General features: G+C 72.2%; 11 protein-coding genes. 7 read left to right on the plus strand and 4 right to left on the minus strand.

Annotated features, from left to right (window positions below; all coding sequences use genetic code 11):
* The coding region (gene clpX, locus VFV89_RS22385) for an ATP-dependent Clp protease ATP-binding subunit ClpX (protein WP_329708199.1) at positions 1-1,023 on the plus strand (1,023 nt) is incomplete at its 5' end.
* A 138-nt stretch (positions 1,024-1,161) separates the two neighbouring features.
* On the opposite strand, the gene VFV89_RS22390 is transcribed toward clpX, so the two are convergent.
* From VFV89_RS22390 to valS, 4 genes are all read right to left on the minus strand, one after another.
* On the minus strand, positions 1,162-2,118 hold the full coding sequence (locus tag VFV89_RS22390) for a hypothetical protein (RefSeq protein WP_329708200.1): 957 nt from the start codon (positions 2,116-2,118) through the stop codon (positions 1,162-1,164).
* A gap of 125 nt (positions 2,119-2,243) precedes the next feature.
* A complete protein-coding gene (locus tag VFV89_RS22395; protein WP_329708201.1) occupies positions 2,244-5,177 on the minus strand; it encodes an ATP-binding protein in 2,934 nt (977 codons plus the stop codon).
* Positions 5,178-5,239: 62 nt separating this feature from the next.
* On the minus strand, positions 5,240-5,491 hold the full coding sequence (locus VFV89_RS22400) for a DUF4242 domain-containing protein (RefSeq protein ID WP_329708202.1): 252 nt from the start codon (positions 5,489-5,491) through the stop codon (positions 5,240-5,242).
* A 127-nt stretch (positions 5,492-5,618) separates the two neighbouring features.
* A complete protein-coding gene (gene valS / locus VFV89_RS22405) occupies positions 5,619-8,234 on the minus strand; it encodes a valine--tRNA ligase (protein WP_329708203.1) in 2,616 nt (871 codons plus the stop codon).
* A gap of 117 nt (positions 8,235-8,351) precedes the next feature.
* Here valS and VFV89_RS22410 point away from each other — a divergent pair, with 117 nt between their 5' ends.
* The 6 genes from VFV89_RS22410 to VFV89_RS22435 are packed head-to-tail and all read left to right on the plus strand — an operon-like array spanning position 8,352 to position 13,854.
* Positions 8,352-8,753 carry a holo-ACP synthase gene (locus VFV89_RS22410; RefSeq protein ID WP_329708204.1) on the plus strand — a complete coding sequence of 134 codons (402 nt, stop codon included), beginning with the start codon at positions 8,352-8,354 and terminating at the stop codon, positions 8,751-8,753.
* Positions 8,750-9,022, plus strand: coding sequence for an acyl carrier protein (locus tag VFV89_RS22415; protein WP_329708205.1), 273 nt, complete (start codon positions 8,750-8,752; stop codon positions 9,020-9,022). The genes VFV89_RS22410 and VFV89_RS22415 overlap by 4 nt, the downstream gene beginning before the upstream one ends.
* A complete protein-coding gene (locus tag VFV89_RS22420) occupies positions 9,022-10,194 on the plus strand; it encodes an acyl-CoA dehydrogenase family protein (RefSeq protein WP_329708206.1) in 1,173 nt (390 codons plus the stop codon). The genes VFV89_RS22415 and VFV89_RS22420 overlap by 1 nt, the downstream gene beginning before the upstream one ends.
* Positions 10,191-11,135, plus strand: a complete 945-nt coding sequence (locus VFV89_RS22425; RefSeq protein ID WP_329708207.1) for an amino acid--[acyl-carrier-protein] ligase — start codon at positions 10,191-10,193, stop codon at positions 11,133-11,135. Before VFV89_RS22420 ends, VFV89_RS22425 begins: the two co-directional genes overlap by 4 nt.
* A 32-nt stretch (positions 11,136-11,167) precedes the next feature.
* A complete protein-coding gene (locus tag VFV89_RS22430) occupies positions 11,168-12,904 on the plus strand; it encodes a hypothetical protein (RefSeq protein ID WP_329708208.1) in 1,737 nt (578 codons plus the stop codon).
* On the plus strand, positions 12,901-13,854 hold the full coding sequence (locus tag VFV89_RS22435) for a DUF1839 family protein (RefSeq protein ID WP_329708209.1): 954 nt from the start codon (positions 12,901-12,903) through the stop codon (positions 13,852-13,854). The genes VFV89_RS22430 and VFV89_RS22435 overlap by 4 nt, the downstream gene beginning before the upstream one ends.
* Positions 13,855-13,899 lie beyond the last annotated feature (45 nt).

The following is a 13,899-nucleotide window of genomic DNA, read 5'->3' on the forward strand; positions in this document are numbered from 1 at the left end:
AAGCGCACGCTGTCGGTCGCGGTCTACAACCACTACAAGCGCGTGCAGATGATGCAGTCCGAGGGCGAAAACGACCTCGAGCTGCAGAAGTCGAACATCCTGCTGCTCGGTCCCACCGGGTGCGGCAAGACGCACCTCGCCCAGACGCTGGCCCGGCTGCTCAACGTGCCGTTCGCCGTCGCCGACGCCACCGCGTTGACGGAGGCCGGGTACGTCGGCGAGGACGTCGAGAACATCCTGCTCAAGCTGATCCAGGCGGCCGACTTCGACGTCAAGCGGGCCGAGACCGGGATCATCTACATCGACGAGATCGACAAGATCGCCCGCAAGAGCGAGAACCCGTCGATCACCCGGGACGTCTCCGGCGAGGGCGTGCAGCAGGCGCTGCTGAAGATCCTGGAGGGCACCACCGCCTCGGTGCCGCCGCAGGGGGGCCGCAAGCACCCCCACCAGGAGTTCATCCAGATCGACACCACCAACATCCTCTTCGTCGTGGGTGGTGCCTTCTCCGGCCTCGAGCACATCATCGAGCAGCGGGTCGGCAAGAAGACGCTCGGCTTCACCGCGGAGGTCCGCGGCAAGGAGGAGCGCGAGGCCGACGACCTGCTCGCCCAGGTGCGTCCCGAGGACCTCACCAAGTTCGGCCTCATCCCCGAGTTCATCGGCCGCCTCCCGCTGATCGCGAGCGTCACCAAGCTCGACCAGGAGGCGCTGGTCCAGATCCTCACCGTGCCTCGCAACGCGCTGGTCAAGCAGTACCAGAAGCTCTTCGAGCTCGACGGTGTCGAGCTGGAGTTCACCGACGACGCTGTCAAGGCGATCGCCGACAAGGCGATGGAGCGCGGCACCGGTGCCCGCGGCCTGCGCGCGATCATCGAGGAGGTTCTCCTCCACGTGATGTACGACGTACCCTCCCGCGGCGACGTCGCCAAGGTCGTCGTCACCCGCGAGGTCGTCGTCGACGACATCGCCCCCACCCTGGTCCCGCGCGAGTCCGAGGCCAAGAAGAAGAAGTCCGCCTAGCTCCGTGGTGCCGCTGCCGCGGGTTGGCGGCGGCGGCCGATTTCCTCTGGATGGGTCCCCGGATATCCGGTGACCCCTGAGCTTCTGTAGCGAGATCTCGGCACAGAACCGGATGGGTCGGCACAGAACCCACGCCGCTCACCCGGCGATGCCGTCGGGAAAGAGCTCGGCGCGGATCAGCGCGGCCGTGGTCTCCGGACGCTCGAGGTCGGACCAGGCGATGCGGATGCACCTCCAGCCGGTGAGCGTGCAGATCAGCCGCTCGCGGTCGCGTTCGCGGAGGACGACGTCGGTCACCGACTCGCCAGGCTTCAGCAGCTTCTGGTACTTGATCCGGCCGTCGAACTCGAGGAAGACCCCCAGCTCCGGCCAGGCGAAGTCGACGTAGGCCACGATGCGTCCCGTCTCGTCCTCGATCGGGTACTGCGGCACCGGCCTGGGGAGCCCCTGCCTGAAGATGAGGTTGAGCGTGCGGCCCTCGCCCACCGAGCCACCACAACGACTGTCGGCGAGCTGCAGGACGAGCGCCTGCGGAAGCGACCCCGGCCAGTAGGTCATGTACCTCATGCCCTTGGTCAGGTCGTCCATCGTCGTGAGCCTGCGATGCAGCAGGTCGTTGACCACGACCAGGCCGTGCTCCACATCCATGACGGTCGTGCAGTCGAGGGCGGTGCGGGTGGGGCTGGTCAACGAGACGCCGTTGAGCACGACGACGTCCTCCCTTCGAAGGTGACCCAGGTGCTGGATGACTCCGGCCTCGCGCCGACCGGCGCGCCGGTCGAGCCGGGTCAGGTGAACGATGTCGAGGGGCAGGTCCCAGAGGGGTACGTCCCACTCGCCGAGCGCGGTGATGTGCGAGAGGGCGACGTCGGAGCCGGCGCGCTTCACGACCGCCCGTGCGACCAGCCCGTGCTGTCCGACACGGTCACAGGCCTTCCACGAAGCGGCCTCGACGTACGACCCGTACCGGAGCCGGTGCAAGGTGCCGTCCCTCACCAGCTGCGCGATGGCGCGGTCGTTCATGCCTTGGGCGAGCAGCTCCCGCCTGAGCACTATCGGCGCCAGGCGCGGGTCACCGGGGGGCCGCGTCACCATCACGGGACTCAGGATGCGACAGGTAGCCGGGTCCGTGCGGCCGTCATCCACAGGCCGCCAAGCGCAAGGGTTCTGTGCCGAGTCATCCGCTTCTGTGCCGAGATCTCGGCACAGAAGCTCAGCGGTCACCGGATATCCGGTGACCCCATCACCGGGTCCAGCAGCCCCTCGCGGTGCGCGGTGGCGACGAGCTCCGAGCGCCGGTCGACGTCCAGCTTGGACAGCAGGTTGGACACGTGCCGCTCGACGGTGCGATGGCTGATGAACAGCCGGCCCCCGATCGCCCGGTCGGTCAGCCCGTCGGCGACGAGCCGCAGCACCTCGGCCTCCCGGCTGGTGAGCCGGTAGGGGTTGTCCGGCGCCGCCTCGACCCGCAGCCGGCTGCGCCGTCCGAGGTCCTCGGCCTGCCGCAGCAGGCCCTGGGCCCCGACCTGGCGAGCCGTCGTGAGCGCGGTGCGCAGGTGCTCGGCGGCCTCCGGCCGGCCCTCGGTCGAGGCGAGCAGCTCTTCCGCGAGCCGCAGGTGCGCGTACGCCGCGCGGAACGGGTCGCCCACGTGTTCCCACGTCTCGGCCGCGGCGCGCCAGGGTCCGACACCGCCGGACAGCTCCGCGGTCGCGGTGACGACCTCGGCCTCGGCCAGGATGCCGCGCACCGCGAACTCCTCGACCATGGCCCGCGCCGTCGACAGCAGCTCCCGGGCGGCGTCGGGTCGCGGCGGTGCCGCGCGCACGTGCGCGGTCGCGACCGCCGCGAGCAGCGGCGCGAGGTGCGCCGGGTGCGGCACCTGCTGGAGCCGGCGCAGCCCCTCCTCCGACCAGCGGCTCGCCGACTCGTCGTCCCCCCGGGCGACGGCCGACTGCACGAGGCCGACGTAGAGAGGGGAGAGCAGGTGGGGGTCGATGAGCCGCCCAGCGGCGGTCTCGGCGCTCTCCAGCAGGGCCTGCGCCCGTGCGACGTCGCCGCGGCGAAGCCACAGCTGGCCCTCGACGAGGTCGGTCCGGTACAGGTCGATCCCCTGGCGGCCCAGCTCCCGGGCGTCCTCGAGGAGCTGGCCTGCCTCGTCCCACCGGGCCAGGAGGAGCAGCACCTGCGCGGCGTCGCAGCGGCCCCACACCCCCCGACCACGCTGCAGCCCCAACGACTCGGTGACGCGGACGTTCTCCAACGCCACGTCGGCAGCCTCGTCCAGCCGGCCGTGGAAGTAGAGGACCGAGTAGAGGTTCACGAGAGCGCGGGAGATGTCGTCGATGTCGTCGAACTGCTCCTCCGCGATCCGGCGTGCCGCCTGCAGCTCGGCGACCCCCTCCTCGAGCCGGCCGGTCGAGGCCAGGTCCACGCCCAGGTTGTTGCGCGCGTGTCCCTCGACCGTGCGTCCGTCGGGGATCTGCGCGGCCACCGTGATGGCCTCGCGGGCCAGCTGCTCGGACTCCCCGTAGCGTCCGGACAGCATCAGCATCTGGGAGAGCCCGCTGAGCACGGCGGCCCGCCGCCGCGACGCAGGCTCCTCGGGCACCAGCTCGACGCCGCGCCGGTAGGCCTCGAGCGCCCGCCCGGTGTCGGCCGAGAGCCAGAGGTAGCGGCCCAGCCGCTCGTGCAGCCAGCCGAGCTGCTCGACGTCGTCGGGACCGACGAGGGCGATCGCGTCGCGGACCAGCTCGACGGCGCGTTCGGGGTGGCCGGCCAGCTGGGCCACCCCGGCCGCCGAGGAGAGCAGCGCGACCCGGGGCATGCCCAGGAGCTCCTCGGCATCCGGGACCACGTCGAAGAGGCGGAGCGCCTGCTCGTGGTGGGCCAGCGACTCCGCGAAGGCCAGCGCCTCGGCGGCCTCCTGGGCGGCGGCCAGGGACGCGGAGAGCGCACGACTCGCGTCCCCGGCCTCGGACCAGTGCCGGGCCAGCCGGCCCGCCACCCGCGCGCCCGGGCCGGCCAGCGCGGGGTCGGCGGCGAGCGCCTCGGCGATCCGCCGGTGGGTCCGTGCCTCCTCACCGGGCAGCAGCGTCGCGGCCACGGCCTCCTGCAGCAGCGCGTGCCGGAACGCCAGCGCGTCGCCCTCGACCTCCAGGACGTGCGCGTCGACGGCGGAGCGTAGCGCGTCGTCGAGCCGTTCGCCGGACAGGTCCACGGCGGCGGCGAGCAGGCGGTGCGGAGAGGTCCGGCCGACCACGCTGGCGGTGCGCACGACCTGCTGGGTCGCCGGCGAGAGCGCCTCGAGCCGGGCCACGAGCAGGTCACGCACCGTCGCCGGCAACCCTTCGTCTCCCTGCTGGCTCAGGGCCAGCACCTCCTCGGCGAAGAACGGGTTGCCCTCCGCACGCGTGAAGACGTCGTCGAGGAGCTGCCGGTGCGGGGGTACGCCGAGGATGTCGCTGATCTGGTGCGCCTGCTGCTCCCGGCTCAGTGGCTGGAGCACGACCCGGTGGTCGCCGCGGCGCACCAGCTCGGCGAGGTAGCGCGACAGTCCCGCCCGAGCGGGGGACTCGTCGGTGCGCAGCGTGAGCAGCAGCACGAGGTCGCCCTGCTGCTGCCGCGCCAGGAGCGCCAGGAGCTCGCGGGTCGAGGTGTCCGCCCAGTGCACGTCCTCGACCACGACCACCAGGGGCTGCTCGAAGCTGAGGTTCTGGAGCAGGGAGGAGAGGGCCTGGAACAGTCGCGGCGAGCGCATGGTGTCGAGCTCGACCGGTCCCGGGTCGCCGAGGGCGGGCAGCAGCCTGCCGAGCTCCGCAGCGGCGGGACCGGCGGCCCGCTGGACCGCCGCGGCGCCCTCACGGCGGACGAGCCCGGCGAGCAGCTCCGCGACCGGTGCGTAGGGCAGCAGCTCGCCCTCGGCGACGCAGTGGCCGACGACGACCGCGACGCCACGGGCCTCGAGCCGGCTCGCGAGCTCGGTGACGACCCGCGTCTTCCCGATGCCGGCCGGGCCTTCGACGAGCACGGTCCCGAGCCGGTGGCCGGCCACGGTCTGCTCGACGAGCGCCTCGAGGCGGGCGAGCACCTCGTCGCGTCCGACGAGGTGCCGGCTGGCGGAACGGCTGCCGCCGGCCCCGGCCGCGGTGCTCATGGCAGAGCAGTATGGTCCGCGGTCCGGGCCGGCGGCAGCGTCCACGATCCCCATGGGGGCGATCAGTGGCCTTCCTCGACCTGTACGAGCTCGTCGGCGACGAGCCCGTGGGCCTCCCGGTGCACCCGGCTCGCGGTCTCGGCGTCGGGTGCGTCGACCAGGCAGAACACCTTGCCGGTGCCCTCGTCGAACCAGTACTGCTTGTAGTCGACGCCGTAGGCGCCCTGGACCGCGAGGTCCGCCTTGTGCGCGTTGCCGACGGCCTCGGCGGTGAGCCCCTCGACCTTCTCGTGCACGTCCATGAACAGCGGCATTGCTTCTCCTTGTGGTGGTGGTGTGGATCTCGTCCACCACGAGGCTCGCCCGGCCGCGTCCCGGGCAGGTAGGGGCTTCTACGTAGATCTTGCGGGGGACCCCCGCAAGGCTCGTCCTGACCCGGGCTCAGCCCTCGGCGACCGGCGCCAGCTCGGCCTCGACGCTGAGCTCGGTGGCCGACTCGTCGACGCCGAAGGTGAGCTCGCCGGTGATCCGCCCGGTCTTGCGCAGGTCGTCGGCGGCCAGCTCGGCGGCTCGGACCGTCGCCTCGGGGCCGCTGATCGTGACCTTGGTCAGCTCGTGGCGCATGGAGACCTTGGCCTGTGACTTGGCGCCGCGGATGCCGATCAGGGCGGCCGAGACCGCCTCCAGCGTGGATGCGTCGGCCGCGGCCGCGGCGCCGAGGTCGGTCCCGGTCGGCCAGGCGGCCCGGTGGATCGAGCCCTCCTGCCACCACGACCAGACCTCCTCGGTCACATAGGGCAGGAACGGCGCCAGCAGCCGGAGCTGGACCTGGAGCGCGAGCGCGAGCGTCGCGCGCGCGGACACGGTGCCCTGGCCGCCGTCCGGGTCGTAGGCGCGCTCCTTGACCAGCTCGAGGTAGTCGTCGCAGAACTCCCAGAAGAACCGCTCGGTGACCTCGAGCGCGGCGGTGTAGTCGTAGGCCTCGAACGCGTCGGTCGCCTCGGTGATGACCGTGGCCAGCCTGCCCAGCAGGGCGCAGTCGACGGGCTCGGAGACCTCGAAGGCGTTGAGCGCGGTCGCGCCCACCCCGCCGAGGACGAACTTGGAGGCGTTGAGCACCTTCATCGCCAGCCGGCGGCCGACCTTCATCTGGGTCTCGTCGAACGGCGAGTCCATGCCGGGCCGCACCGTCGCGGCACGCCAGCGGACGGCGTCGGAGCCGTACTTGTCGAGGATCTCGGTCGGGACCACGACGTTGCCCTTGGACTTCGACATCTTCTTGCGGTCGGGGTCGAGGATCCAGCCCGACAGCATCGCGTGGGTCCACGGGGTGGCGTGGTTCTCGTAGTGGGCGCGCACCACGCGCGAGAACAGCCAGGTCCGGATGATCTCGTGGGCCTGGGTGCACAGGTCCATCGGGAAGACCCGCCCGAACAGGTCGTCGTCGACGCTCCAGCCCCCGGCGATCTGGGGGGTCAGCGAGGACGTCGCCCAGGTGTCCATGACGTCGGGGTCGCCGATGAAGCCGTTCGGCTTGCCACGCTGGTCCTCGGTGTAGCCGCGAGGAGTGTCGGTCGACGGGTCGACGGGCAGCTCGGCCTCGCCGGCCAGCAGCGGGTGGGCGTGGTCGGGCTCGCCGTCGGCGTCGAGGGGGTACCAGACCGGGAACGGGATGCCGAAGAACCGCTGCCGCGAGATCAGCCAGTCGCCGGTGAGGCCGGAGACCCAGTTGTCGAAGCGCACCTTCATGTGCGCCGGCAGCCAGGTGATCTCGTTGCCGTGCGCGAGCATCTGGGCGCGCACGTCCTCGTCGCGGCCTCCGTTGCGGATGTACCACTGCCGGGTGGCGACGATCTCGAGCGGCTTGTCGCCCCGCTCGTAGAAGTTGGCCATGCGGGTGGTCGGCTTGGGCTCGCCGTCGAGGTCACCGGCCTCGCGGAGCAAGGTGACCATCTCCTCGCGGGCCGAGAAGACGGTCTTGCCGGCCAGCCGCTCGTAGGCCGCCGTGGCCGCCTGCCCGGACAGCCAGGCCGGTGTCTCGCGCTGGAGCCGGCCGTCGCGGCCGATGACGGTGCGGATCGGGAGGTCGAGCTCGCGCCACCACTGGACGTCGGTGAGGTCGCCGAACGTGCAGCACATGGCGATGCCCGCACCTTTGTCCATCTCGGCCAGGTGGTGGGCGACGACGGGGATCTCGACCCCGAACACCGGGCTCGTGACGGTGGTGCCGAACAGCGGCTGGTAGCGCTCGTCGTCGGGGTGGGCGATCAGCGCGACCGCCGAGACGATCAGCTCGGGACGGGTGGTCTCGACGTGGACCGGCGTGCCGTCCGGGCGGTGGTAGGCGACCCGGTGGTAGGCGCCCGGGTATTCGCGGGCCTCGATCTCGGCCTGCGCGACCGCGGTGCGGTCGGTGACGTCCCAGACCGTCGGTGCCTCGGCGAGGTAGGCCTCGCCCCGGGCGAGGTTGCGCAGGAACGCGCGCTGGCTGATCTCGCGGGCGTGGCTGCCGGCGGTGGTGTAGGTCTGCTTCCAGTCCACCGAGAGTCCGAGCTTGCGCCAGACCTGCTCGAAGACCTTCTCGTCCTCCACGACGAGCTCCTCGCAGAGCTCGATGAAGTTGGGCCGGCTGACCGGGACCTGCCGCCTCGGGTCGGGGTTCTCCGGCGGGGTGAGGTCCGGCTCGTAGGGCAGCGACGGGTCGCAGCGGACGCCGTAGTAGTTCTGGACCCGGCGCTCGGTCGGCAGGCCGTTGTCGTCCCACCCCATCGGGTAGAAGACGGCCTTGCCCCGCATCCGCTGGAAGCGCGCGATCAGGTCGGTGTGGGTGTAGGAGAAGACGTGGCCGACGTGCAGCGACCCGCTCACCGTGGGCGGCGGCGTGTCGATCGAGTAGACCTCCTCGCGCGGCCGGGACCGGTCGAAGGCGTAGGTCTGGTCCGCGTCCCACTGGGCGACCCACTTGTCCTCGAGACCCTCCAGGGCAGGCTTGTCGGGTACGACGACGGCGTGCGGGGCCGTCGACGTCTCCGGTGCCTGCTGGTGGGTCTCGGTCATGGGCAAAGCCTAGGAGTCGGTGCGGCTAGCGGGAAAACCGGATACGGCAGTGACCTGCACGGTTAGCATTTCCCGAGCGCATCATGGGGCTGCGCCAGATCGGGGGTTGGAACACCCATGCGGGCACCGGCAACGGCGCCCCGGGCTCGGACGGGGTGCGACCTGCAGCGGATCGACGACGTCAGCGACGCGATCCGCGACTTCGGCGACCGCTACCTCGACCGCGTCTACACCGCCGCCGAGCAGGCGACGTACCGCACCGGTGGCGCCGCCTCGCTGGCCGCCCGGTTCGCGGCCAAGGAGGCCGTGCTCAAGGTGATCGGCTCCGCCGACGGCGTCGACCCCCGCAGCGTCGAGATCACCCAGCAGGACGGCCGGCCGGTCGTGAGACTGTCGGGGCTGGCGGCCACACTGGCCGAGCAGGCGGGCCTCGGACCGATCGACGTCAGCCTGAGCCACTCCGGCGACCACGCGCTCGCGGTCGCCGTCGCACTCACCGATACGAGAGAAGACGCATGAGCCAGTCAGTCGCCGACACCATCCGCGTGCTCCTCGGGGAGCACGCACGCCTCGGGGTCGACGTCGCGTCCCTGTCCGACACCGACGACCTCTACGCCGCCGGGATGACCTCGCACGCGTCCGTCACCGTGATGCTGGCCTGCGAGGACGAGTGGGACCTCGAGTTCCCGCAGCAGATGCTCAAGAAGAGCACCTTCGCATCCGTGGCCAGCATCCGGGACGCGCTCGCGGAGCTCGGGATCGACGACGCCTCGGTGGCGAGCGCCTGATGGCCGGCTCGATGACGCCGGCCGAGGCGGCCGCCCTCGGCCATCGCATCGGGCGCGAGACCGCGGCGGTCCACGCCGCGGACGTGGACGTGCAGGCCCGGTTCCCGAAGGAGACGATCGACGCGTTCCGCGCCGAGGGGCTGCTCGGCGCCCTGGTGCCGACCGAGCTCGGTGGCCTCGGCCACGACCTGCGGACCGCCGCGGAGGTGGTCCGCACGGTCGCCCGCTACTGCGCCTCCTCGGCGATGATCCTGGCGATGCACCACATCCAGGTGGCCTGCCTGGTCCGGCACGGCCGCTCGGAGGCGCTGCGCGACTACGCCCGGCGGGTCGCCGCGGAGCAGCTGCTGCTCGCCTCGGCCACCACCGAGATCGGGATCGGCGGCAACACCCGCAGCTCCTCCTGCTTCGTCGAGCGCGACCCCGACGACCCAACCGGCGGCTTCACCCTGACCAAGCAGGCGCCGGTCATCTCCTACGGCCAGTACGCCGACTCCATCTTCACCACGGCTCGCCGCAACGCCGCCAGCCCGGCCGGCGACCAGGTCCTCGTGGTCTGCGAGGCCGGCGCGGTGACGCTCGAGCCGCTCAGCGGCTGGGACACGATGGGCTTCCGCGGCACGTGCTCGCTCGGCTTCACGATGCGGGCCACCGGCGACGCCGCGCTGATCCTCGACGACCCGTTCGGCGACATCTCGGCCCAGACCATGCTGCCGACCGCGCACCTGCTGTGGTCCTCGCTCTGGCTCGGCCTCGCCGAGGAGGCCTCGTGGCGGGCTCAGCGCTTCGTCCAGAACGCCGCCCGCAAGGACCCCGGCACCGTCCCGCCCGGTGCGGCCCGGCTGGCCGCGCTGATGGTGACCCGCCAGGAGTTCGCGGCCACCGTCGACTCCCTGATGACCCGTTACCTGTCGATCATTGACGATGCCGAGGCGACCAGCGCCGTCGACTTCATGGTCGCCATCAACACGCTCAAGATCTCCGCGTCGACCGAGGTCGTCGACGTGGTCAACCAGGCGCTGCTGATCTGCGGCATCCAGGGCTACCGCGAGGACACCGAGTACTCCCTGGGCCGCATCCTGCGCGACGCCCACGGAGCGGCCGTCATGGTCAACAACGACCGGATCGCCGCAAACACCGCCCAGCTCGCGCTGGTGCAGCGCGAGTCATGACCGCCCGGCCGGACCAGACGGAGGCCGGCGCCCGGGCGCCGTACGCCACCCCAGACGACCTGCGGCAGGCGCTGGTCGACGCGGGCGTGCTGCACCTGACCGCGGTCGACGGCGTCCACCACCGGTCGTGGGACTGGGAGCGGGTGCTGCGCGGCGTCGAGGCGCACGTGATGGCCAAGCGGGTCGCGACCAACGCGCCGCGGCGCTGGTTCCCGCCCGTGATGCCGCGCGAGGAGTTCCTGCGCACCGACTACGTCCGGTCCTTCCCCGACCTCGTGGGCTCGATCGACGTCTTCACCGGCGGCGACCGGGAGCACCGGGCGCTGCTGGAGGTCCTCGACGAGGGCGGCGACTGGACCGCGCATCTCACGCCGGCGGAGGTCATGCTGCCGTCGTCGGTCTGCCACCCGCTCTACGGCACGCTGCCGCACGACGTCCCGGCCGAGGGGCTGGACGAGGAGTGCAGCGGTTGGTCCTTCCGGCACGAGCCGAGCCTGGACCCGGCCCGGATGCAGGTGTTCCGCATGTACGAGTTCGTGCGGATCGGCACCCCGGAGCAGGCACTCGCCCACCGCGACGAGTGGCTGGAGCGGGGCCTGTCCGCGCTCGCCGAGCTGGGGCTCCCGGTCCGGGCCGAGGCGGCCAACGACCCGTTCTTCGGACGGGTCGGCACGATGCTCGCCGTCAACCAGCTCGACGCCCAGCTGAAGTACGAGATGTGCGTCGACCTCACCGAGGTCAGGCCCACCGCGATCGCCTCCTCCAACTACCACGAGGACCACTTCGGCCAGACCTTCGGCCTGCACCTCGCCGACGGGGCGCCGGCGCACAGCGCGTGCGTCGGCTTCGGCCTCGACCGGGTGACCCTCGCGCTGTTCGCGGTCCACGGGATGCAGCCGGACGACTGGCCCGGGGAGGTGCGGTCGGCGCTGTCGCTCTAGCGCGATCGAGACCGATGGGCCAGCACTCCACGATGCACGAGGCACCGGAGCACACCCAGGTGTGGTTCGGGCCCGAGTCGCGCCCGCTGTTCGGGTGGGTCTCCCGTCCCGCCGGGGGGCTGGCGCGGGGCGGGGTGTTGCTCTGCCCACCGATGGGGGAGGAGGGCCGCGCGGCGCACCGGACGTTCCGGCGGCTGGCCGAGGAGCTCGCGGAGGCCGGCATCGTCGCGCTGCGGTTCGACTACGACGGCACCGGTGACTCCGCCGGGCTCCAGGACGACCCCGACCGGGTGTCGGCCTGGCTGGCCAGCATCGAGGCGGCCCGGCAACACCTCCTCGACCTCGGTGCTCCGAGCGTGGCCGCGGTGGGGATGCGGCTGGGCGCGACGCTCGCCGCCGTACGCTCGGCCGACCAGCCGTTCTCGTCGCTGGTGCTGTGGGACCCGTGCCTCTCCGGCCGCACGTTCCTCCGCGAGGGCGAGGCGCTCTACGGCTTCGGTGAGACCGGCCGGGAGCGGCCCGACGACCAGTGGCGGCACACGCCGGGCTTCCAGTACGACGCCGACACCGCTCGGGCGATGCGCACCCTCGACATCGCGAAGCTTCCGGCGGGCCGGCCCCTGGCCGACCGGGTGCTCCTCCTCACCCGCGTCGACCGTCCGGTGCCGCCGGGCATCGTCGACAGGCTCGAGCAGGAGGGACCCCGGCTCGAGACCGGCCCGGCGGCCGGCCAGGGCCAGCTGCTCGACGTACCCCCCGAGCTGAGCGTGGTGCCGGCCGAGAGCCTGCGGCAGGTGGTGACCTGGCTCGGAGCCGGCCTCGGCGACCAGCCCGCGGTGCCGGTCAAGGCGCCCGACGCCGAGCACGCGGTGCTGGTGGGCGCCGGCCCCCGCGGGTCGGACCCGGTGCGCGAGCGGCTCACCCGGTTCGGCCCGGACGGCATCGTCGGGCTGGTCGACGAGCCGACCGACCTCGCCGACCGCAGCCTTCTCGCCCCGGTGCCGTGGGTGGTCCTGGTCAACGTGGCCGCCGAGCACCGCATCGGGCCCGGCCGGCGCTGGGTCGAGTGGGCGCGCGGGTGGGCTGCGGCGGGCTACCGGGTGGTGCGCATCGACCAGAGCGGGGTCGGGGACAGCCCGACGCCCGCGGGCCGCGAGGACGACCGCGCCTTCGCGCCGGAGTGGATCGACGACATGCGCCACGTGGTCACCGAGCTGGCCGCCGACGGCTCCCGGGTGGGCATCGTCGGGCTCTGCTCGGGCGCCTACTCGGCGTTCGAGGCCGCGATGTGGGAGCACGTGGACGCGGTGTTCGCCATCAACCCCCGGGTCACGCTCTACCCCGCCGCCAAGGGCACCGCCATCCACACCGACCGCCGCCGCGCCGCCATCGTGCCGAACAAGCCGTTCGCCCGGCTCGCGCGACGGCACCGGATCCTGGCCGGAGGCCTCTGGCGGATCTACCGCGAGGCCGCGGTCTGGCACGCCCCGCTGCTCGTGCTGTGGCGGGTCCTGCGCCGGGGTACGGCGGTCGAGGTGGTCGCCTGTCCCGACGACGCCCAGCACTTCACCGAGGTCTACGCGCTGCGCCCGCTGCTGTGGCGGATGCGGCGCAGCCCGCGGTTCCGCTTCTCCTCCGACGCGACCGTCGACCACTCGCTGCTCACCCGGGGTGCCCAGCTGGTGTGCCACGACCGGGCCAGCGCGTTCCTCGGTCGCCACCTGCCCCTGTCGTCCAGTCAGCCGTCCGGCCAGGAGACCACGCCGTGAGCCTCGTCTCGCTGTTCGGGCTCGACCCCGCGACGTACTCCGCGCACCCGATCCACGGCGAGGACCGCACCTACTCCGAGACCAACTGCTACGTCGACTGCCTGGTCGAGCTGGTGCACGCCGCGGGACTCGAGGCGGAGGCGATGATGGGCGGCACGGTGGCCGTCGACTTCGAGCTCGACCAGTGGACGTTCTTCAAGCCGACCCCCGACGACCTGTTCCGGCTCTACGGCATCGACGTGCACGAGGTGCAGCCCTACCGCGGGTTCCCGACCCTGGTCGCGACCCGGCTGGCGGCCGGCCAGACCGTGATGCCCGAGGTGGACTCGTTCTACCTGCCCGACGTGGCCGCCACGGCGTACCGCAGCGAGCACGTGAAGTCGACGATCATCGCCGAGTCGATCGACGAGGACGCCAGGGTGCTGCGGTACTTCCACAACGCCGGCTACCACGAGCTGTCCGGCGAGGACTACGAGAAGCTGTTCGCGACCTACTCCGGTGACGGGCACCTGCCGACCTACGTCGAGCTGCTCCGGCTCGACGCGGGCCCGGTCCCGACGGGTGACTCGCTCAGCGCGGTGGCGCGGGAGCTGCTGGCCGGACACCTGGCCCGGCGCCCGGCGGACAACCCGTTCGCCCGCTTCTGCGCCCAGCTCGCGACCGACCTCCCGGCGCTGATCGAGGGGTCGAGCGCCGACTACAACGCCTACGCCTTCCACAACCCCCGAATGGTCGGTGCGTCCATGGAGCTGCTGGCCGGCCACGTGCGCTGGCTGTTCGGCCCCGAGGGCGAGAAGGCGGCGGCCCGGCTCGACGACGTGGTCGGCGGCTCGAAGATGCTGCTCTTCCGGCTGGCCCGGCAGCGTGCCTTCGACGTCGCCGGCGTGGTCCAGCCGATGGCCGAGGCCTACGACGCCGCGGTCGCGGAGCTCGACTCCCTGGTCGGCTGAGGCGCCACGACTGCACGGCAATTCGTCAGCCAGGTTGCTGAAGGC

The sequence above is a fragment of the Nocardioides sp. genome (assembly GCF_036274455.1).
Lineage (GTDB): Bacteria > Actinomycetota > Actinomycetes > Propionibacteriales > Nocardioidaceae > Nocardioides.

Excerpts from the sequence above, each read along its gene's own strand:
- VFV89_RS22390 (WP_329708200.1), bottom strand. The coding sequence starts at position 2,118 with ATGGTGACGCGGCCCCCCGGTGACCCGCGCCTGGCGCCGATAGTGCTC.
- VFV89_RS22395 (WP_329708201.1), bottom strand. The coding sequence starts at position 5,177 with ATGAGCACCGCGGCCGGGGCCGGCGGCAGCCGTTCCGCCAGCCGGCAC.
- VFV89_RS22400 (WP_329708202.1), bottom strand. The coding sequence starts at position 5,491 with ATGCCGCTGTTCATGGACGTGCACGAGAAGGTCGAGGGGCTCACCGCC.
- valS (WP_329708203.1), bottom strand. The coding sequence starts at position 8,234 with ATGACCGAGACCCACCAGCAGGCACCGGAGACGTCGACGGCCCCGCAC.
- VFV89_RS22410 (WP_329708204.1), top strand. The coding sequence starts at position 8,352 with ATGCGGGCACCGGCAACGGCGCCCCGGGCTCGGACGGGGTGCGACCTG.
- VFV89_RS22415 (WP_329708205.1), top strand. The coding sequence starts at position 8,750 with ATGAGCCAGTCAGTCGCCGACACCATCCGCGTGCTCCTCGGGGAGCAC.
- VFV89_RS22420 (WP_329708206.1), top strand. The coding sequence starts at position 9,022 with ATGGCCGGCTCGATGACGCCGGCCGAGGCGGCCGCCCTCGGCCATCGC.
- VFV89_RS22425 (WP_329708207.1), top strand. The coding sequence starts at position 10,191 with ATGACCGCCCGGCCGGACCAGACGGAGGCCGGCGCCCGGGCGCCGTAC.
- VFV89_RS22430 (WP_329708208.1), top strand. The coding sequence starts at position 11,168 with ATGCACGAGGCACCGGAGCACACCCAGGTGTGGTTCGGGCCCGAGTCG.